Source organism: Pseudooceanicola spongiae (assembly GCF_014899185.1).
Taxonomy (GTDB): Bacteria; Pseudomonadota; Alphaproteobacteria; order Rhodobacterales; family Rhodobacteraceae; genus Pseudooceanicola; species Pseudooceanicola spongiae.
In genome coordinates, this window is record NZ_CP045201.1 from 3,089,965 (window position 1) to 3,110,237 (window position 20,273).

Genomic DNA, 20,273 nt, shown 5'->3' on the forward strand with positions numbered 1-20,273 from the left:
CTCAGATCCTCATCAACATATCGATCATGGATTCGACGGTTTGCACGATCCGCGCATTGGCGGCATAGGTTTGTTCGATCAGCAGAATGCGCTGCATCTCCTCGTCGGTATCCACGCCATCGGCCAGCAATCGCTCCTGCAATTCGGACTCCTTGGTGCTGGCGAAACTCAGGTTCTGTTCGGAGTGATTGCGCCGCGCTCCGACGATGGATTCCAGGCTCGACGCAAGACCGGCAGCCGAGATCCCGGTGGAGCCGAAGACGGCAGACGTCGGAACGCGGCGTGCGCTCAGGGCTTCCATCATGTCGTTCAGCAGGGTCGACTCGCCCGCGCTTCCGGGCGTCGCCGCGCCGAGGCCAGCGCGCAGATGCCATGTCTCGCCGCCCTTGTCGGGATCGACGATCGCATTCACCTCGATCCGCCCCGAAATGCCGACCTCATCGGCCGCGGCAAAGGTGAACCCGCTGTCGGTGAACAGCCCCGGATCCCCCGGCGCCCGCGTCGTATCCATCCCGGCGTCCTGAAACCGCTCGATCATATCGCGCGCGGCGGTGTCGAGGTTGGCCTGAGACTCCACCGCCAGCGTGTCGCGGATTTCAAACAGCGCGCCCAGGCGGCCACCGCTGACCGGCCCGGTGGCTGAGTCGGTGTTCACCCCGACGCCGTTGATCGTCAGCCCCGAGAGCAGGCCATTGCCACGAGTCATGTTCGCGGTGATCGTGTTGGTGCGCGAAAACTCAAGCTTCGCGGCCGTACCATCGATCAGGATCGCCCCCCCCGGCGTATAGAGCGCCAGCGTGCCATTGCCGCGAGGCGCTTCGATCACCGGCACGATCTCGGACAGCTCATCGATCACAGCCTGGCGATGATCCATCAGAGAGGCCGTTTGCCCCCCCGTATTCTTCTCTTTCGAGATCGAGATATTCAGCGACTGCACCTGTTGCAGCAGGGCATTGGCGCGCTCGACCGTGGCGGCGATTTCGGAATCGGCTTCTTCGCGGATCTTCTGGATGCCGTCATTCGCCGAAGTGAACCCTTCGGCCAGATCCTTGGCGGCGATCAGCACCCCGTTCAGCCGTTCGGGCAGATCCGGGCGGGCGGCTGAAGAAATCAGCGCATTTTCGAACGTCGCCATGCGCCCGGACAGCGATCCGCTGTCCTCTGGCGTGCCGGTCAATCCCTCCATCCGCTTAAAGAACTTGGCATTGGTTTCGGCATAGGCCACGTCAGACCCTGCGGCCCGCCAATCGCCGACCAGACGGGAATCGACGTGGCGGACCACCCCGTTGATCATGACTCCGCCGTAACTGCCGGTCTGGCGGGTCGAGATTTCCAGCTCGCGCCGGCCATACCCGTCGTTCAGGGCATTCGAGATATTCGACGACACGACCGAGGCCGCGCGCCCGGCAACCGTCAGCCCTGACAGGGCGTTAGAAAGAGCTCCGGACAGACTCATCGCTCAGACCTTCCATTTTGGAAAAGGGGGCGGCGCCCATTCAGGGCGCCTGCCGGGATCAGCGCTTGATGTTGGTGGTTTCCTGCATCATCTCGTCCACCGTCTGGAACACCTTGGCGTTCGACGAATAGGCGCGCTGCGTGCGGATCATGTCGGTCAGCTCCGAAGCGACATCGGTGGTCGATTCCTCGCGGGCAAAGGCGACCATCTCGCCCGTTGGACCGTCATTGGCGTCCCACAGGAAGAAGGCGCCACTTTCCGGCGTCACCGCGAAGGTCTGATAATCCATCGCGGCCATGCCGTTCAGGTTGGCGACATCGGCCAGAGGTACCTGAAAGATCGTGACCCTTGCGCCGGTGTTGTAGATCGCCCGGACGTAGCCATTGGCATCCACCTCGACCGAGCTCATCGTGCCCACGGGGGAGCCGTCCTTGCTGATCGTTTTGGGCACGAAGGAAGAGCCAAGCTGTGTCAGCCCGCTCGCCGTGTCCTCGGCACCGAGGTCGATCTCGATCGGGCCACTGGCAGAGGTCACGATCACCTTGCCGGTGGTCGGGTTCCAGGCGGTGCCGGTCGTCTCAGCCACCGTATCGATGGTGCCGCCGGCAGTGCGGGAATCGTTGAAGGTCATCAGATAGTCACCGATGATCGCGCCGCCAGAGCCGCTGTCCGCCACCTCCATTTGCCAGGTGTTTGAGGCACCTGTCGCGGGAATCGTCGGCGTGAAGGTGATGGTCAGCGTCTCGGATTTACCCAGGTTGTCGTAGTATTCGATCACCATTTCGCGGGAATCGCCGGTGGCATCGGATTCCGTTTCAACGGCAGGAAGGTTCACACCCAGCCTCACCGCGGTTGTCGGTGCGCCGGAAAAGGCGTTCAGGTCAATCTGCACAGGCTGCAGCCCCGTTGAGGCTTCGCGCGGATAGGTCGGAATGGTGCCATCCGCATTTGCCGGCCAGCCCAGCAATGTCAGGCCCGATTCCGTACGCAGATATCCTTCTTCGTCGGTCCGGAACGACCCTGTAGAGGTCAGCATCATCTGCTCGAATGTGCCGGTCTGCTCGATCTCGGAGGAGGAGGCGACGGGCAACATGCCCCGGCCCCGCACCGCCAGATCGGTCGGATTTGACGTGCCCACCAAGGTGCCACGCTCATCCACCAGCCGCTGCACGGAGGAGCGCACACCGCCCGCCGTATAGCCGCCGCCATTGGCGCCAATCACCATGGAATGAAAGTCCGCTTCGACCCGCTTGTAGCCATATGTCGAAGAGTTCGCGATATTGTCCGCCACTGTCGCCAGCTTTGCCGCGTTCGTTGAGAGCCCGGCCACCCCCGCATTTAGCGATGAGGAAATAGTCATGAATACGCCTTTCTGCTGCATCGACCTTTCGTCTCTGCCACAGCTAAGCGCCGTGCCTTAAAATGCCGCTAACAACTAAAATCATCCACACTTCGCGCGCGCCGGGATGGCCCGGCCGCGCCAGTTCTCTGCCTCAGCGGTCGCTGCGCAGCAGGATGATCTCTAGGCGATTGTTGCGCAAGGACATCGGATTGCGTGCCGACAGCTCCCGGTCCGCATGTCCCGTCACGCGGATAATGCGATCGGGATCAAGGTGTTGCGCAATCATCAGCCGCCGCATTTCCTCAGCCCGTTGCGTCGAAAGGCCCCAGACCGGGTTGTCGTTCAGCACCACGGGACGGGCGTGGACATGCCCCTCAACTGCCATCTTGTTGGACACGATCGAGGTGACGCGCACCAGCATGGAGGCGATCTGTCTCAGCAGCGGTGTCGCCTCCAAAGTGTCGTCGACAAACAGTGTTGCATTGTCGGTATCGAACAGCTCGATCACCAGACCTTCGTCGGTGATCCGGCTGACGATGTGGCGCAGCAGATCGGGATGCACATCGCTTTCGCCACTGCGCCCGGCGAGCATCTTTTCGATCTCTTCCAGTGCTTTGGTTTCGGCCTGCTCTGCCTCGGATTTTTCGTTGCCGCTGGATTTGTCCTGCGCCGTCGCGTTGAGCGAGGTCGAGCCGGTGCCCACTTCCGGCAGCACGATTTCGGAGAACACGCTCTCCCCGCCAAAGGCGCCGTCGCCACCTCCGGACACCTTGTTGATCGGAATCGTCGGGCTGAAGTAGTCCGCAATTCCGCTGCGCTGTTGTTCCGTCGTTGCATTCAGCAGCCACATCAACAGGAAGAACGCCATCATCGCCGTGACAAAGTCGGCATAGGCCACTTTCCAGGCCCCGCCATGGTGCCCGCCGCCGCTGACGACTTTCTTCCGTTTGATGATGACTGGCGCGACATTGGATTGTCCGGCCATCTCCACCACCTGTTTTACTCACCCATCCAAAGTCATAGGGGGCAAGCATTGCGGTCGGCTTAATATCTGCAATTGTTGGCACTCTGCCGCCCTCCCGCAACAAGCCGCGCGCCACCTGCCGCCACATCGAAACGAAAAATTAACCACCGCAGCCGATAGCCTTGGTCCGCACAAGAGGAGGCACTGGATGACGGGACCGATGGCAGGACATATCCTCTTTCTCGGCAGCGATGGCCGTGTCGGCCGGATGCTCCGCCAGGTGCTGAGCTGCCCGCCGCAGGATCTGGCGGAGTTCGCCCGCCGCCCGCTGATCTGGCAGGCGCGCGCGCCCCGCGCCGGGGCCGCAACGCTGTGCTGGTCGCCGGGCGTCCCCCTGCCCGAGGGCCTGCGTGCCGGGGTGATCGTGGCGCTGTGGGGCGTGACACCAGGAACCCCTAATGACTTAGAAAACAACACTTTTCTGGCTCAAACCGCGCTAGACATCGCCCGACAAACCGGCGCGCGCCGCGTGCTGCACATGTCCTCCGCAGCGGTCTATGGCGCCCCGACCTTTGCTGTCTCCGAGGCCACTCCGCCACAGCCACGCACCCCCTACGGGCTGGCAAAACTGGCGATGGAGCGCGCCATTTTCCAAGCCCGAACCAAGGGCAACGGCCCCCGAAATACCCTTCTGCGTCTGGGAAATGTCGCCGGTGCGGATGCGCTTTTCGGCAACCTGACCGGGCCGGTGACCCTGGATCGCTTCGCCGATGGTCAGGGGCCAAGCCGCAGTTATATCGCCCCGCGCGATCTGGCCCGCGTCATCGCGCGGCTGGCCATCTGCCCCCTGTCGCAGCTGCCCGAGGTCCTGAACGTCGCCGGTCCGCATCCGGTCGCCATGGCCGATATCGCGCGCGCCGCCGGGGTCGCGATGACATGGCGCGCCGCCCCGCCTGAGGCTCTGGCGCGCATGACCCTCGCCACCGACGGCCTCAGCGCTCTGGGGCTGCACCTGCCCGACAGCAGCGATCCGGCTCGCCTTGTTGCGCAGTGGCGCACCTATACCGCCGACATCGCGCCCCTGCACAGGATCGCCGGATGACCGCCTCGAAACGCGCTCTGGACCTGACGCTGGCGCTGCTCGCTCTGGCTCTGCTCTGGCCCGCGCTGCTGGGGGTCGCCCTGTGGCTGCGCCTGCGCGAAGGCGGGCCAGTGCTGCACATCTCGGAACGGATGAAGGCGCCGCAGACCGCCTTCGCGCTGGTCAAGTTCCGCACCATGGCCCCCGATCCGCAGGACCGTGGCGTCTCTGGCGGCGACAAGGCCCGGCGCATCACCGCCACAGGCGCATGGCTGCGCCGCACCCGCCTCGACGAACTGCCCCAGCTCTGGAATATCCTGCGCGGCGACATGAGCTTTGTCGGCCCGCGCCCGCCCCTGCGCCAGTATGTCGAGCAATTCCCCGAGATCTACGGCGCGGTTCTGGCCTGTCGCCCCGGCCTCACCGGCCTCGCCACACTGGAATTTCACCAGCAGGAGGAGGCCCTGCTGCGCGCCTGCACCACCCCTGAGCAGACCGAGCAGACCTACATCCGTCGCTGCATTCCGGCCAAGGCGCGCCTTGATCTGCTGTACCGGCGCAACCGCTGCCTGCGCCTCGACCTGCTGCTGATCCTGCGCACGTTGACCCGCCGCGCCCCGTCACTTCGGCGCGGGTCGGGCAGCATCGCGCGTCGCCCTGCCGAATGACACCGGCGCTGTTAGCCGGATCATTACCAATTGGCTGTTTAGCTGCGTGAACGCGCCGATGCGCGGCATGAAACTGAACAGGAAACCAATGGCACTGCGCTTTATCACCCGGCTGGGCACAGGTCAGAAATCCGCGATCCTGTTGTCGCTGGATGCCTGTATCGCGCTGATGTCACTCGCCGGGGCCGACCTTCTGCTCAACGGGACGCTGCCCGATCTGCGCACCACAGGCGACGGTCGCTTCATGCTGTTGGCCCTGCTGACGGTCCTTGGCACCAGCATCTATCTCGGCCTGCACCGGATGAAGCTGCTGGCCTATGAAAAGCACGGCATTGTCGAAACCGGCATCCTCGCCGCCAGCCTCGGGGCCAGTTGCACCCTGGCCAATGCCCTGCCCGGCGCGCGGCTGCCTGCGGAACAGGTGCTCTTTGCCAGCCTGTTGTTTCTGGCGCTCTTCGTCGCGGCGCGACTGGCCTTGCTGCGGCTGACAGCGCTGCTCTATCGGCTGGCCAAGGCCCGCCAACGATTGCTGATCTATGGCGCGGGCAAGACCGGACAACGCATCGCCGCCGCTCTGGGCGAAGACGACGGGCTGATGCCGGTTGCTTTCCTCGACGACAATCCCCGCCTGCAGAGCCTCTCTGTCGCCGGATTGCACGTCTATTCGCCCATGCGGATCAAGACGTTGGTGCAGCGCCTCGACATCGACGCCATTGTTCTGGCCGTCCCGGACGAGGCCCGTCTGCGCCAGATGCAGACCCTGTCGGACCTGCCCTGCAAGACGCTGACCCTGCCCTCGCTTGCTGAACTTCTGGCGGGCAAGCGCCCCGCGCAGGCCCCCAGCCGCATTGCTCTGCAGGACCTGCTGGGGCGCAAACGGCTGGATCTGGAATTCCCCGAGGCGGGCGACAGTTACGCCGGCAAAAGCATCCTGATCACCGGCGCCGGCGGCTCCATCGGGTCTGAGCTTTGTCGCCAGCTCGCCGCCCTCGCGCCGGCCCGGCTGGTGCTGCTGGAACACTGCGAACTCGCGCTCTATTCCATCGCGCACGAACTGGCCGACCTGCATCCGCATCTGGCGACGGTGCCCGTGCTCGGCTCGGTCTGCGATGCGCCGCTGGTGCGCGCGCTGCTGGCCGAACAGGGCATCGACACCATTCTGCACGCGGCCGCTTACAAACATGTGCCCATGGTGCAGCGCAATATCTTCGCGGGGCTGCGCAACAATGTCATCGGCACCAAGACCCTGACCGAGGCCGCCGCGGATGCCGGGATCGACCGGTTCATCCTGATTTCCTCGGACAAGGCCGTGCGCCCCACCAGTGTCATGGGCGCAACCAAGCGTCTGGCCGAGGAAATCGTCCAGGATCATGCCACCCGCACGACCCGCACCTGTTTTTCCATGGTGCGATTCGGCAATGTCATCGGCTCCTCCGGCTCGGTCATTCCGCTGTTTCAGGATCAGATCGCGCGCGGTGGCCCGGTCACCGTCACCCACCCCGAGGTGTCGCGCTATTTCATGACCGTGACCGAGGCCGTGCGCCTCGTCCTCACCGCCGGGTCCTTCGCGCGGGGGGGCGAGGTTTTCGTGCTCGACATGGGCGACCCGGTGCCGATCCTGCAGGTCGCGCGGCAGATGATCCGTGGTGCGGGGTTGAGCATCCGCGACGCCGACACCCCCGAGGGCGAGATCGAGATCCGTTTCACCGGGTTGCGCGCCGGCGAAAAGCTGCACGAAGAGCTGTTCATCGGCGCCGACATGCTGACCACGCCCCACGACAAGATCCTGCGCGCCCAAGAACAGCATCTGTCGCAGATTGAGGTCGCCTCGGCCCTGTCCGAGATTCGCCGCGCTCTTGAGGCGCGCGATACCGATGCCGCTGCCACCGCCCTGTCGAAATGGGTCTCGGACCGTGCCCGGATCAAGGCGACAGGCTAGGCCTTCCAGGTCTTGCGCAGCACGCGCATCCAGTTGCCGGAGGCGAGCTTTTTCATCAGCGCCGCATCGACCCCGTGATCGGTCAGCGCCGCCCGCAAGGCAGGCAATCCCGCGCAATCGCCGATGCCGTCCGGCACCACCGCGCCGTCGAAATCCGACCCGAAGCCAACCCGGTCCTCCCCCAGAATCCCGATCAGGTGGTCGAGATGGCGCAACAGCACCTCCAGCGGGAAATCCCCCGCCATTTGCCCATCGGGGCGCAGGAAGGACGAGGCGAAGTTGATGCCAACCATGCCGTCGCTGTCCGCAATCACCCGCAGCTGCCGGTCCGTCAGGTTGCGCGCGGTGTTGCAGACCTCCCAGGCGTTGGAATGCGTCGCGACCAGCGGCGCATCCGACAGCGCCGCCACGTCGTCAAAGCCCTTTTCGTTCATATGCGACAGGTCCAGCATAATGCCCAGCCGGTTGCATTCCGCCACCAGCGCCCGCCCCGCCGCCGTCAGCCCGCCGCCGATATCCGGCGTCGCGGGAAAGCGGAACGGCACCCCTTCGGCAAAGATCGTCGGGCGACTCCAGACCGGCCCGAGCGAGCGCAGCCCCCGCGCATACAAGCCCTCGAGCGCGCCCAGATCAGCGCTGATCGCCTCGGCGCCCTCGATATGCATCACCGCCGCCATACGATCCCCGGCCAGCGCGGCCTCGATCTGATCGACGCTGGTGCACAGATCGATCACGCCCTCCGCCGCCAGAGCCTCAATCGCCGCGACCCCCTCCAGCGTGATCTTCAGCGCATGACCCTGATCCAGCGGCGCCGGCAGCGGCACGTCGTAGGAGGCGTTGGCGAAATCCTCCATGCGAAAGGCACCGGCGGGGCTGGGCACGAATATGGCGAAGAAACCGCCGCCGAAACCGCCCGCACGCGCCCTCGGAAGGTCGATATGACCGCCCACCAGACCGTCGCGCACCTGCGCGGCTGTCGCCTTGCCGGTGATCAGCTTCAGCACCAGATCGTTGTGGCCGTCAAAGATCTTCGGCTCTGCAAGGTTGCCCGTCATGTCCCGCTCCTGTCGCGCTGATTTGGGCCATCACACCCCCGCAGGCGGCGAAACACCAGTGCTCAGCGGGGAAATTTCGCGCCCTCTATGAAAAAGGCGCCCCAAACGGGACGCCCTGTCAGCACCGTGACGCGGCTTCAGTCGAAACTGACGGTCTTGTCCGGCTCGCCCGCGACCCAGTAGCCCGCAGATTTGGTCCAGACCAGAGGATGCCCGGCCTCGATGAAATAGGCCCGCACCGCCTGCGTGACCGAGGCTTCGGCGGCGATCCAGATGAAGGTGCCTGCGCCGAAGGGCACGTCCCTCACCGCCGCCAGCAGAGCCCCTGCATCGGCGGCCTCGGGGCGATGCACCCAGGTGACATCAAGATCGGCCGCGCTTTCAAACACCTGCTCTTCGGCGGCGTCGCGCACGGCGGCGAACATGCTGACCTTTGCGCCCGCCGCGGCCTCTTCGGCAAAACGACCCATGGCGGGCAGCGCGGTTTCATCGCCGATCAGCACCCAGGCGTCAATGTCGCCCGTGATCTTGCGCGACCCGCGCGGCCCACCGATGTTGAGCGTATCGCCCACCTTTGCCTCGACCGCCCAGGCGGTGGCAGGCCCCGCGTCATGCAGGGCGAAATCCAGCACCAGTTCACGCGCGTCGGTATCATAGCGGCGCGGGGTGTAGTCGCGCATCACCTTCTCCTCCGTCTCGGAGGGGAGGAAGATCTTCACATGGTCATCGAAAGAGCCGCTGACGAAATCGCCCAGATCCTCGCTGGTCAGGGTGATGCGGATCATCTGCGGGGTGACGTGGTTCTTGGCGGTGACGGTCAGCGCGCGGCGCTTCAGCTCAAACCGCAGGCGTTCGATGGTGGGGGGAGTGAGGGTATCGCGCATGCGCTGTCCTGTTCTGCTTGGATGAGTCGGCCCCGGCGCAGCGCGCCCTTGTACCAGACTGTTTCACTCAGGATACGCCCGAGCCGAGCGCGGGTGCAACCCAAACCGATGCCCCGCCGCCAAAAGCAGCAAAAGCCCCGGCATCGAACCGGAGCTTTTGCTTTTGGCGGCGGCTGAGAGGATCGCGCCTCAGCCCATACGCTCAGACGCGTAGCTGCCCGGGCTGGCCGGGAAGACGACCGTCTTGTTGCCGTTCAGGAACACCCGGTGGTGGATATGGGCGTGGATTGCCCGCGCCAGCACCTGGCTTTCCACGTCGCGCCCGAGGCTGACATAGTCCGCCGGGCTCTGCGCATGGGTGACGCGCACGGTGTCCTGCTCGATGATCGGACCCTCATCCAGATCGGCGGTGACATAGTGAGAGGTCGCCCCGATCAGCTTCACGCCGCGCTCATAGGCCTGCTTGTAGGGGTTGGCGCCCTTGAAGCTCGGCAGGAAGGAGTGGTGGATGTTGATGATCCGCCCGGACATCTTCTGGCACATCTCGTCGCTGAGGATCTGCATGTAGCGCGCCAGCACGATAAGCTCGGCACCCGTGTCACGCACCACGTCCATGATGCGGCTTTCGGCCTCGGGCTTGTTCTCTTTCGTGACCTTGATGCAATGGAACGGAATGTCGTGGTTCACCACAACCTTCTGATATTCCATGTGGTTCGAAATCACGGCCACGATATCCACCGGCAGCGCCCCGATCTGCCAGCGATACAGCAGATCGTTCAGGCAATGGCCAAAGCGCGACACCATCAGGATGACCTTCATCTTGTGATCGGGGTCATGGATGTCCCAGATCATGTCGAAATCACCCGCGATTCTGGCGAAGCCTTCGCGCAGCTGCTCCAGCGTCTTGCCGGTCTCGCTGACGAAGGTGGTGCGCGAAAAGAAGCGCCCGGTCTCGGTGTCGTCGAACTGCGCCAGATCACGGATGTTGCAACCCATATCGGCGAGGTAGCCCGAGACCTTGGCCACGATACCGCGCTGCGTCTTGCAGGTGACGGTCAGGATGTATTCGCTCATGTCGGTTTCCTAATTTGCACTTCGGCAATGAAGAGTTCAGGCGGTCAGCCCCTCGGGTTCGGGCAGGCCATTGGCACGGCAGCAGGCGGTCAGCGTATTGGCGAGCAGGCAGGCGATGGTCATCGGGCCGACGCCACCGGGCACCGGCGTGATCGCACCCGCCACCTGCACCGCGCTGTCATACGCGACATCGCCGACCAGACGCGTCTTGCCCTCGCCCTTTTCCGGGGCGGGGATGCGGTTGATGCCGACGTCGATCACCGTGGCACCGGGCTTGATCCAGTCGCCGGGGATCATCTCGGGGCGGCCAACGGCAGCGACGAGGATATCGGCGCGCCGACAGACCTCGGCCAGTTCCTTGGTGCGACTATGCGCAATCGTCACCGTGCAGCTGTCGCCCAGCAGCAGCTGCGCCATCGGCTTGCCGACGATATTGCTGCGCCCCACGACGACCGCGTTCAACCCCGACAGATCCCCGAGGTGATCGCGCAACATCATCAGACAGCCCAGCGGCGTGCAGGGCACCATGGCCTTCTGCCCCGTGCCCAGCAACCCGACGTTGAGCACGTGAAAGCCGTCGACGTCCTTGGCCGGATCAATTGCGGACAAGACCTTGGCCTCATCGATATGTTTGGGCAGCGGCAGCTGCACGAGGATACCGTGCACTGCCGGATCGGCGTTCAGCTTCGCCACCAGCGCCAGCAGATCCGCCTCGGGCGTCTCGGCGTCCAGCTTGTGCTCGAACGAGGCCATGCCTGCCTCGACCGTCTGCAGGCCCTTGTTGCGCACATAGACCTGGCTCGCGGGATCTTCGCCCACCAGCACGACCGCCAGCCCCGGCGTGATGCCATGGGCGGTGTTCAGCGCGGCCACGCCCTTGGCAACCTTGCCCCGTACCGTTGCGGCGAATGCTTTCCCGTCAATCCGTGTCGCTGTCATGATATCCTCGGCGTCCTGTTCCGTTCGGCCTCGCCGTAGCGGAAATTCACCCCAAGGGACAGATGGCCGCGCACTCAACCCCGACCTGTTTCGCATCAAGAACGGCGTCCCCGCTCCAAACGGTTCCGTTAGACGCCAAATCTTTCCGAAACGCGTCAGTCTTCGGTGCGCCGCGACCGGAACGCCCATGTGCCATTGCCCAGCAGCGGCCCCGCCTTGTCCAGCACCAGAGGCGAGCGTGAGAAGGCGATCGGCGTGCGCAGACCGGCCAGCCCCTCGGGGGCGATCTTCATGCCGCGCGCCTCGACCTGCGGTTCGGCCAGCGCCTCGGCCACCGTATTGATCGGCCCGCCGGGCACGCCCGAGGCCTCAAGCGCCGCGATCAGATCCGCCTTCGTGCGCAGGCTGGTCCGCGCCGCGATCATCGGGCAGAGCACATCACGGTGCCGCACGCGCGCCGGGTTGGTCGCATAATCGGGGTCCTGCGCCACGCCCTCCATTCCCAGCATCTGACACAGCGCCGCGAACTGGCCATCGTTGCCACAGGCGATGACGAAATGCCCGTCGCTGGCCGGAAACACCTGATAAGGCACGATACTGGTATGCGCATTGCCGACCCGCGTCGGATTTTTGCCGCCCATCAGATGCGCCATGCCCTGATTGCTCAGCAGCGCGACGCCGGTATCGAGCAGCGACAGATCGACATGCTGGCCCTTGCCCGAGCGCGTCCGCTCGATCAGCGCCGCCTGAATGCCGATGATGCCATAGAGGCCCGTGACGATGTCCGTCACCGCGATGCCGACCTTTTCAGGCTCATGCTCGGGCGAGCCTGTCAGGTCCATCAGCCCGCACATGCCCTGGATCAGAAAGTCATAGCCCGGCTGGCGCGCCCTCGGTCCGGTCTGCCCGAAGCCGGTGACGCTGGCATAGATCAGACCGGGATTGCGCGCCGACAGCGCGTCATAATCCAGCCCGTATTTCTTCAGCCCGCCGAACTTGAAGTTCTCGATGACCACGTCGGCCTCGTCGATCAGCGCCATCAGCCGCTTCAGATCGGCGTTGTCACTGAAATTGCAGACAATGCTGGTCTTACCCCGGTTGGCCGAGTGGAAATAGGTCGCCACCGTCTCGACGCCGCCCTTGCCGTCGTCGCGCTCGATGAACGGCGGGCCCCAGCGGCGCGTGTCATCGCCCGCCGGGCTTTCGACCTTGATGACCTCGGCCCCCAGATCGGCCAGCGTCTGCCCGATCCAGGGTCCTGCCAGCACCCGTGCCAGTTCGACCACCTTCAGGCCCGCCAAAGGGGCGCTTTCGGGTGCGCTTTCGGGGGCGGGGGTCTGATTGGGGGCCGTGTCTTGCATCTGCCTGTCCTTCCGGGGTCTCGGCCCGGCGCGCGGGCATGATCTTGCCTCATACCTACCGGCTCAAAAGCCCCGATTGAAACAAGTAATCATCATGGCTTGATGCACAGACCGCATGAAGCTGACTTACGCGCCGAACCCCGGCACGACTGGCTCCGAGTGATCGACGCTCGGCGCTTGAGTAAAGAACGGCCCCGCCAGCGCGCGCCACTCCTGAAACCCGTCCGAATTGCGGAAGGTTTCAGTATGGGCTTCCAGCGTCTCCCAGAGGACATGCAGGCGGTACATGCCGGGCGTTTCGATCACCCGTTCCAGCGACATGCCATGGCAGCCCTCGGCGGCCTGAAAAATCGGAACGGCCTGGCCCACGGCCTGCAGAAACTCGGCCTCCTTGCTGGGGTAGATCACCAGCTGCGCGATTTCACGGATCATCTGTTTTCCTTCGATTTGAGGCTCATACTGGCGTCACGATTTCAGGTCGCAGCGCCCTTTGCCAGAGAATTCTACCCCGCCAACCACCTGAAAAGACGCGTAAAATTACGGCTCTGCGGCCTAGCCCCCCGCAAGAAAATCGAATCTTGCATTGCCACGCCCCCCTGATCGCCCCACCATAGCCTTGTTCATTTGGCCAAATATGATCAGGCAAGACGGCATCCGCCGCGCCATTATAAGATCAACAAGGGGGACGAAACTTGGGCTTCTTCGACACGATACTGAACGCCATCAACGACCTGACATGGGGCTGGGCGCTGATCCCGTTCCTCGTCATTCTGGGCTGTTTCTTCACCATCTCCAGCGGCTTCGTGCAGTTCCGCTTTTTCAAACGCATGTTCCGCGTTCTGGGCCGCAGCCCGGATAGCGACCCCAACCAGATCAGCGCGCGCGCGGCGCTTCTGGTGTCGGTCGGCGGGCGCGTCGGCGGCGGCAATATCGCCGGTGTCGCAGTCGCCATCACCGCAGGCGGCCCCGGCGCCGTGTTCTGGATGTGGGCGATCGCGCTGATCGGCATGTGCTCGGCGCTGGTCGAAGCGACGCTGGCCCAGGCCTTCAAGCGCTCCGAGGACGGCGGCGCCTATCGTGGTGGCCCGGCGCAGGCCATCGTCTACGGCCTGGGGCAGAACTATCGCTGGCTCGCCGTGGTCTATGCGGTCTGCCTGATCGCCTCTTTTGCCATCGGTTTCAATGCCTTCCAGGGCAATACCGTGGCCGGCGCGGCGCTTGACAGCTTGTCCATCCCGCGCCTCTACACCGGCGCATTCCTCGCCGTCGCCACGGGCCTCATCGTCTACGGCGGCATCCACCGTATCGCCAAGGTCGCTGACGTCATGATCCCGGTCATGGCCATCGGCTATCTCGGTATGGCGGTCGTCGTCATCCTGCTCAACATCACCGGCCTGCCCGGCGTGATCTGGGATATCGTCGCCAACGCCTTCGGCTTCCGCGAAGCTGTCGCCGGCGGTGTCGGTGCGGCCATCGCGCAGGGTCTGCGCCGTGGTCTGTTCTCGAACGAAGCGGGCCTCGGCTCCGCCCCCAACGTCGCGGCGACCGCCTATGTGCGCCACCCCGTCAGCCAGGGCATCACGCAGAGCTTTTCCGTCTTCATCGACACCATCATCGTCTGCTCCAGCACGGCCTTCATCATCCTTCTGGGCGATGTCTACCAGCCGGGCGCCGAAGGCGTGGACGGTGTCGTTCTGACCCAGCAGAGCCTTGTCAGCCATGTCGGCTCCTGGGCGCAGTACTTCCTGACGGCGGCAATCTTCCTCTTCTCGTTCTCCTCGATCATGTACAATTACTACCTCGGGGAAAACGCGCTGAACTTCATGACGAAGAAACCGATCGCCGTGCATATCCTGCGCATCGCGATCATCGGCATCGTCTTCCTCGGCGCCGTGGCACCGGGCGCGACGGCGGTCTTCAACTTCTCCGATCCGATGATGGGCATCCTCGCCGTGGTCAACCTGTTGGCGCTGATGATGATGTTCCCCATCGCGCTGCGGCTGATCAACGACTTCCGGAGTCAGCTCGACTCCGGCATGAAGCGGCCGGTCTTCGATCCGAAGGCCTTCCCCGACCTCGACACCGACCCGACGGCATGGCCCGACGCGCCTAAGTAAGCGCGGCCAGTCACCACGCCTGAAACCACGCAAAAAAGGGCGCCCCCGTGGCGCCCTTTTTCATGGCCCCCTTGCACCGCCCCGCGCCACGGGCGATCCTGCGCCAACACCAAGGGGGCCTCACATGATCCATGATTACTGCGTCATCGGCGGCGGCATTGTCGGCCTTGCCACGGCCCGCGCGCTGCTGTCGCGCACCCCCGGCGCCAGCCTGATCCTGCTGGAGAAAGAGACCGCCCTCGGCCAGCACCAGACCGGCCATAACTCCGGCGTCATCCATTCCGGCATCTACTACGCCCCCGGCTCCTTCAAGGCCAAGCTCTGCCGTGAGGGCGCCGCGCGCACCAAGGAATTCTGCCAGCAGCACGCCATCCCGTATGAGGATCGTGGCAAGATGATCGTCGCGACCCGGCCAGACGAGGTGCCCCGCCTTGACGCCCTGCACGCCCGCGCCGGGGAAAACGGCATCCGGGCCGAGCTGATTTCCGGTGCTGAGGTCACCGCCCGAGAGCCTGAGATCACCGGCCTGAAGGGCATCTTCGTGCCTGAGGCCGCGATCGTGAACTACACCAACCTGCTGCACGCCATGGCGGCCGAGATCATCGCCCAAGGCGCTGAAATCCGCTATGCCACCCACCCCAGCGCCATTGCCGAGGGCGGCAATACCGTCACCGTCACCACCGAGGGCGGTGTGATCGAGGCGCGCAAGCTCATCGCCTGCGCCGGTCTGCAATCGGACCGCATCGCGCGCATGGCGGGGATCGACCTCGACCTGCAGATCGTGCCGTTTCGCGGCGAATACTACCGCCTCACGCCGCGCCGCAACACGGTCGTCAGCGCCATGATCTATCCGGTGCCCGAACCCGGTCTACCCTTCCTCGGCACCCACCTCACCCCGATGATCGACGGCACCGTCAGTGTCGGACCGAACGCCATGCTCGGCTTTGCCCGCGAAGGCTACCCAAAATTCTCGCTCAACCTGCGCGACACGCGCGACATGCTCGCCTTCCCCGGCTTCTGGCGCACCATCCGCCAGTTCATCAAACCGGGCCTGAACGAGCTGGGGAACTCCCTCTTCAAGTCCCGCTACCTCGAAGAGTGCCGCCGCTACTGTCCGGCGCTTGAGCTGTCGGACCTGACCCCGATGACCTGTGGCATCCGTGCCCAGGCGGTGATGAAGGACGGCACGATGCAGAGCGATTTCGTCTTCCGCACGACGCCCCGGATGCTGCACGTCTGCAACGCGCCCTCACCCGCAGCGACTTCGGCCCTGCCCATCGGCGACATGATCGCCGACAAGGTTCTGGCCGCCTGAAACGTGTGCTGAGGGGGCCAAAATCGCACCGTTCAGTTACCGTTCAGATACCGACGCAATACCGACGTTTGAATCTGGCGGTTTTCAGGGCCGTCCCGCCTGCCGCTATCGCCTTGACCTCGCCCCTCCCAATGGGCCAACTCCGCCCCGACCCTCCCCTGATCAGAGCGCCCCGTCATGACCGACCTTCGCCTATCCCTCGCCGATGCCCGCGCGCTGATTATTGAGACGCTGCTGCGCTGCCGCACCTCTCAACCCAATGCCGAGGCCGTCGCCGAGGCCCTCTTAGCCGCTGAACTTGCAGGACAATTTGGCCACGGCCTGCGTCGCGTGCCCGCCTATGCGGATCAGGCACTGATCGGCAAGGTCGACGGTTTCGCCACCCCCACGGCCCAGCAAACCCGCCCCGGCGCGCTCTATATCGACGCCGCCCACGGTTTTGCCTATCCGGCGCTGGATCTGGCGCTCGACTGGCTGCCCGGGGCCGCACGCGCCAACGGCATCGCCATCGCCGGCATCCACCGCTCGCACCATTGCGGCGTCGCCGGGGTGCCGGTAGAAAAGCTTGCAAATCAAGGGATTATCGGCATTCTGATGGCCAATGCCCCGGCCTCCATGGCGCCCTGGGGCGGCGAACGGCCCCTCTTCGGCACCGATCCCATCGCCTTTTCCGCCCCTATCGAGGGGGCCGAGCCGGTGGTCATCGACATCTCCCTCTCCAAGGTCGCGCGCGGCAAAATCATGACCGCCGCGCAAAAGGATGAACCCATCCCCGAGGGCTGGGCGCTGGACGCCGACGGCAACCCCACCACCAACCCGCACGAGGCCCTCAAGGGCAACATGCTGCCCATGGGCGACAGCAAGGGGATTGCACTGGCGATCATGGTAGAGATGCTCTGCGCCGGGCTGACCAACGCGAATTACGCTTATGAAACAACGCCTTTCCTGACGTCCGAGGGTGGCCCGCCCGCCTCCGGCCAGACCCTGATCGCCATCGACGCCGGCGTTTTCGGCCCCCACGCAGGCGCCCGTTTCGCCGCGCTTGCGGGCGAGATCGAGGGGATGGAGGGCGCCCGCCTGCCCGGTCGCCGCCGCCAGGAGATCCGCCGCCAGATCACCGCCGAGGGCATCCCCGTCGACGACGCCCTGCTGCAGGCCATCGACAAGATCGCCCGCTAGAGCAGCGCCGCCACCCCGGTCCAGATCAGCCGCAGTGAAATCAGGATCAGCACCCAGTTCAGCGCCCGCTTGAAGTTGTGGTCGCTGATCTTTTCCAGCAGCAGCCGGCCCGCCACGGTGCCCAGGAATCCGGCAAGGATCATCATCGCGATGAACCCCGCCCATGGCCCGAAGGCAAAGCCAAGCGTGCCAAACGCGATGGTCTTCAGCACATGCTGGAGGGTCATCATAACCGCATGAGTTGCCACGTGTTTCTGGCGTGGCAGCTCAAGCGATTTGGTGAAATTCGCCACGAAAAGTCCGGTTGCTCCGAAGAACATGGACAGAAAGCTCGACAGCCATCCGGTCAACGCGGGCCAGGCCGCCAGCCACTTCGGCGGCTTTGCCAGAACGCTCCAGATCACGAACAGACCGACACCCAATTGCACCACCGCTGGCGGCAGGTTGACCACAACCGACCCACCCATCGCGACGCCGATCCCGGCGCCGATCGCGAAGGCCAGAAACGGCTTCCAGTAGACATGCCGGATCAGGATAACGGCCCGGAAGAAGTTCGATCCGAACTGAATTACCCCATGGATAGGGATCAGCGCCAGAGGCGGCACCAGGCTTGCCATGATCGCCAGCAACAGCGCCCCGCCCCCGATGCCGAGTGCGACGGTGATGAAGGAGCCAAAAAAGCTCACCGCCGCCAGAAACAGCGCGATATGCGGCTCCAGCCCGTTGAAAAGAAACGTGGAAAAGCTGTCCATGGCGCTCAATGTCTCGATTTGCGACACCGTCTCAAGGCATCATTCACGGACCGGATTGATCACATGGATCGGCTCACCCGCCGCAAAGGCGCGGATCTGGTCGTAGATATCGGTGAACTGCAGGTTCAGCTCGTCTTCGGTGACGTAGCCGATATGGGGCGTGCAGATGACATTGGGGTGGTTGATCACCGGATCACGGGTGTCCGTCAGCGGCTCCCTGTCGAACACGTCGAGCGCGAGTGTGCCGGGCCGCCCAGCCGCAAGTGCCTGTTCCAACGCACCTTCTTCGACCAGCCCCGCCCGCGAGGTGTTGATGAAACCGGCCGAGGCCTTCATCCGCATCAGATCCGTGGCGCTGACCAACCCGCGCGTGCTCGCCGTCAGGCGCACGTGCAGGCTGACGAAATCACTCTCGGCGAAGAAGGCAGCGCGGCTGGGGGCCACCTCGGCCCCATCCGCCAGCGCCCGGTCGCGCCCGGCGTCACTGGCCCACCACCAGACCTTCATGCCGAAGGCACTGGCATATTGCGCCACCTGTTTGCCGATCCGCCCATAGCCATAAAGGCCAAGACGCCGCCCCGACAGGGTCTGCCCGACGCCCATCTGCCAGTGTCCGGCGCGCAGGCTCTGCATCTGCTGCGGAAGTTGCCGCGCCGCTGCGAGGAGTAGGGCAAAGGTCAGCTCAGCGGCGGCATTGGGGGGCGTATCGCCACTGGTGCGCGAACACAGCATGACGCCATTAGCGCTGCAGGCGTCCACATCGACATGCGGATAGACGCCGCGCTGGCTGATCAGTTTCAGGTGCGGCAGCCGCTGCAAGAGGGGCGCAGTGATATGGGTCCGTTCACGGAACAGAACCAGCGCCTCGGCGTCCTTCAGCCGCTCCGCGAGGGTATCGAGGTCTTCGCTGTGGTCCGTCCAGACCGTCACCTCATGCTCATCAAGCATCTGAAAGCTGGGCAATTGCCGCAGCGTGTCGAACCAATCGTCGAGTATATGAACCTGCACGCGCGGCCTCTTTCTACGGATCAGCCCCTGTCCTGCACGCCAGTTAGCGCGCGGACCCTGACAGACAACCTAGCGCGGAAAGACCAACCCTTCGAACAATTTTCGAGCGGTGCGCAACGTCCCGGCGGCAATGATCCTGCCTGTGTCATCGGTTTCGATCAAAACCTCAGCGGCTCCTGATGGGTGTTCGATGGAAAAGCGGCCGTCGCCGGGCAACACAGCCAGATCTGCCGCCGCGCTGCCCTTGATCAGGCAGGCGCTGGCCACGGTCACCGCCGCGAAGACGCCGATACTGGCGTGGCAACGGTGCGGGATGAAACTGCGCGTCGACAGGCTGCCCCCTTCGCTTGGCGCGGAGATCAAAGTCATCTTCGGCACCGATTTGTCGGTGACATCGCCGAGGTTCATCAACGGACCGGCCTGCAGACGGATCGCCTCCAACCGCGCTTTAAGCGGGGCATTTGCCTCCATTTCCTCGCGGGTTTCATGCCCCGTCGCCCCAAGATCGGAGGCCCGCAGGATCACGCAAGGCATCCCGTTGTCGATCAGCGTGCACTCCACCCCGTCGATCACATCGACCGCGTTCCCCGTTGGCAGCATCACCCCGCCGCCGGTCATCGAGCCTGCAATATTGGTGAACATCAGCGGAATCGGCGCGTGCCCCCCCGGCACGCCGTCGATCATCGCCTCGCCCTTGTAGGTGACCTTGCCGCCGGGAGTCTGCACCTTGGCCACTGCGACTTCGCCGGTGTTCAGCATGTGAATGCGAACCTCTGTCAGGTCACCGGAGGCCGCGACGAGACCACGTTCGATCGCGGCGGGGCCGACGCCAGCCAGGATATTGCCGCAGGCTTGAGCATCGGTGACAACGGCCTGATCGACGAAAACCTGCAGGAACAGGTAGTCGACATCGGCATCTTTGCGCGACGAGGGCGACAGCACCGCCACCTTAGAGGTCAGCGGACCCGCCCCGCCAATCCCGTCGATCTGTCGTGGATCAGGGCTGCCCATCACGCTGAGCAAGACGGCATCGCGCGCCGCCACATCGCCCGGCAGATCACTGGCAAGAAAGTACGCACCCTTCGAGGTGCCGCCGCGCATCCAGATGCAGGGAATACCGTCGCTCATTGTCCTGCTCC

18 protein-coding genes are annotated in these 20,273 nt (G+C 64.4%); 6 read left to right on the forward strand and 12 right to left on the reverse strand.

The window, feature by feature from the left end; genetic code table 11:
* Position 1: 1 nt before the first annotated feature.
* The 3 genes from flgK to F3W81_RS14595 all read right to left on the reverse strand — a co-directional run bounded on the left by flgK (position 2) and on the right by F3W81_RS14595 (position 3,783).
* Positions 2–1,456 (reverse strand): flagellar hook-associated protein FlgK, encoded by a 1,455-nt coding sequence (gene flgK / locus F3W81_RS14585; protein ID WP_193079854.1) that lies wholly within the window; start codon positions 1,454–1,456, stop codon positions 2–4.
* Positions 1,457–1,514: 58 nt separating this feature from the next.
* Positions 1,515–2,816 carry a flagellar hook protein FlgE gene (locus tag F3W81_RS14590; protein WP_226941694.1) on the reverse strand — a complete coding sequence of 434 codons (1,302 nt, stop codon included), beginning with the start codon at positions 2,814–2,816 and terminating at the stop codon, positions 1,515–1,517.
* Between the two features lie 133 nt (positions 2,817–2,949).
* Positions 2,950–3,783 (reverse strand): flagellar motor protein MotB, encoded by an 834-nt coding sequence (locus F3W81_RS14595; RefSeq protein WP_193079856.1) that lies wholly within the window; start codon positions 3,781–3,783, stop codon positions 2,950–2,952.
* A 187-nt stretch (positions 3,784–3,970) separates the two neighbouring features.
* Here F3W81_RS14595 and F3W81_RS14600 point away from each other — a divergent pair, with 187 nt between their 5' ends.
* The 3 genes from F3W81_RS14600 to F3W81_RS14610 all read left to right on the forward strand — a co-directional run bounded on the left by F3W81_RS14600 (position 3,971) and on the right by F3W81_RS14610 (position 7,450).
* Entirely contained in the window at positions 3,971–4,864 is an 894-nt protein-coding gene (locus tag F3W81_RS14600; protein ID WP_193079857.1) for an NAD-dependent epimerase/dehydratase family protein, read from the forward strand.
* Complete coding sequence (locus F3W81_RS14605; RefSeq protein WP_193079858.1) at positions 4,861–5,511, forward strand: sugar transferase; 651 nt, start codon at positions 4,861–4,863, stop codon at positions 5,509–5,511. The genes F3W81_RS14600 and F3W81_RS14605 overlap by 4 nt, the downstream gene beginning before the upstream one ends.
* Before the next feature lie 88 nt (positions 5,512–5,599).
* A complete protein-coding gene (locus F3W81_RS14610) occupies positions 5,600–7,450 on the forward strand; it encodes a polysaccharide biosynthesis protein (protein WP_226941695.1) in 1,851 nt (616 codons plus the stop codon).
* On the opposite strand, the gene F3W81_RS14615 is transcribed toward F3W81_RS14610, so the two are convergent.
* The 6 genes from F3W81_RS14615 to F3W81_RS14640 form a co-directional block, all read right to left on the reverse strand.
* A complete protein-coding gene (locus F3W81_RS14615) occupies positions 7,447–8,505 on the reverse strand; it encodes a dipeptidase (RefSeq protein WP_193079859.1) in 1,059 nt (352 codons plus the stop codon). The two genes, F3W81_RS14610 and F3W81_RS14615, sit on opposite strands and share 4 nt — an antisense overlap.
* A gap of 137 nt (positions 8,506–8,642) precedes the next feature.
* Positions 8,643–9,389 carry a siderophore-interacting protein gene (locus F3W81_RS14620; protein WP_193079860.1) on the reverse strand — a complete coding sequence of 249 codons (747 nt, stop codon included), beginning with the start codon at positions 9,387–9,389 and terminating at the stop codon, positions 8,643–8,645.
* 189 nt (positions 9,390–9,578) lie between these two features.
* The gene (gene purU / locus F3W81_RS14625) at positions 9,579–10,463 is read right to left on the reverse strand and encodes a formyltetrahydrofolate deformylase (protein WP_193079861.1); all 885 of its coding nucleotides are present in this window, start codon (positions 10,461–10,463) and stop codon (positions 9,579–9,581) included.
* A 36-nt stretch (positions 10,464–10,499) separates the two neighbouring features.
* Positions 10,500–11,402, reverse strand: a complete 903-nt coding sequence (folD, locus tag F3W81_RS14630) for a bifunctional methylenetetrahydrofolate dehydrogenase/methenyltetrahydrofolate cyclohydrolase FolD (protein ID WP_193079862.1) — start codon at positions 11,400–11,402, stop codon at positions 10,500–10,502.
* Between the two features lie 155 nt (positions 11,403–11,557).
* Entirely contained in the window at positions 11,558–12,763 is a 1,206-nt protein-coding gene (locus F3W81_RS14635; protein ID WP_193079863.1) for a CaiB/BaiF CoA transferase family protein, read from the reverse strand.
* Between the two features lie 126 nt (positions 12,764–12,889).
* The gene (locus F3W81_RS14640) at positions 12,890–13,195 is read right to left on the reverse strand and encodes an antibiotic biosynthesis monooxygenase family protein (protein WP_193079864.1); all 306 of its coding nucleotides are present in this window, start codon (positions 13,193–13,195) and stop codon (positions 12,890–12,892) included.
* Between the two features lie 260 nt (positions 13,196–13,455).
* Between F3W81_RS14640 and F3W81_RS14645 the strand changes: the two genes are divergently transcribed.
* The 3 genes from F3W81_RS14645 (at position 13,456) to F3W81_RS14655 (ending at position 17,374) form a co-directional block, all read left to right on the forward strand.
* Entirely contained in the window at positions 13,456–14,880 is a 1,425-nt protein-coding gene (locus F3W81_RS14645) for an alanine/glycine:cation symporter family protein (RefSeq protein ID WP_193079865.1), read from the forward strand.
* 124 nt (positions 14,881–15,004) lie between these two features.
* Entirely contained in the window at positions 15,005–16,195 is a 1,191-nt protein-coding gene (gene lhgO, locus F3W81_RS14650) for an L-2-hydroxyglutarate oxidase (RefSeq protein ID WP_193079866.1), read from the forward strand.
* A 177-nt stretch (positions 16,196–16,372) separates the two neighbouring features.
* Positions 16,373–17,374 carry an Ldh family oxidoreductase gene (locus F3W81_RS14655; RefSeq protein WP_193079867.1) on the forward strand — a complete coding sequence of 334 codons (1,002 nt, stop codon included), beginning with the start codon at positions 16,373–16,375 and terminating at the stop codon, positions 17,372–17,374.
* On the opposite strand, the gene F3W81_RS14660 is transcribed toward F3W81_RS14655, so the two are convergent.
* The 3 genes from F3W81_RS14660 to F3W81_RS14670 form a co-directional block, all read right to left on the reverse strand.
* Entirely contained in the window at positions 17,371–18,126 is a 756-nt protein-coding gene (locus F3W81_RS14660) for a sulfite exporter TauE/SafE family protein (protein ID WP_193079868.1), read from the reverse strand. The genes F3W81_RS14655 and F3W81_RS14660 overlap by 4 nt on opposite strands.
* Before the next feature lie 39 nt (positions 18,127–18,165).
* Entirely contained in the window at positions 18,166–19,134 is a 969-nt protein-coding gene (locus F3W81_RS14665; protein WP_193079869.1) for a D-2-hydroxyacid dehydrogenase family protein, read from the reverse strand.
* A gap of 69 nt (positions 19,135–19,203) precedes the next feature.
* The gene (locus F3W81_RS14670; RefSeq protein WP_193079870.1) at positions 19,204–20,262 is read right to left on the reverse strand and encodes a 4-oxalomesaconate tautomerase; all 1,059 of its coding nucleotides are present in this window, start codon (positions 20,260–20,262) and stop codon (positions 19,204–19,206) included.
* Positions 20,263–20,273: the final 11 nt, after the last annotated feature.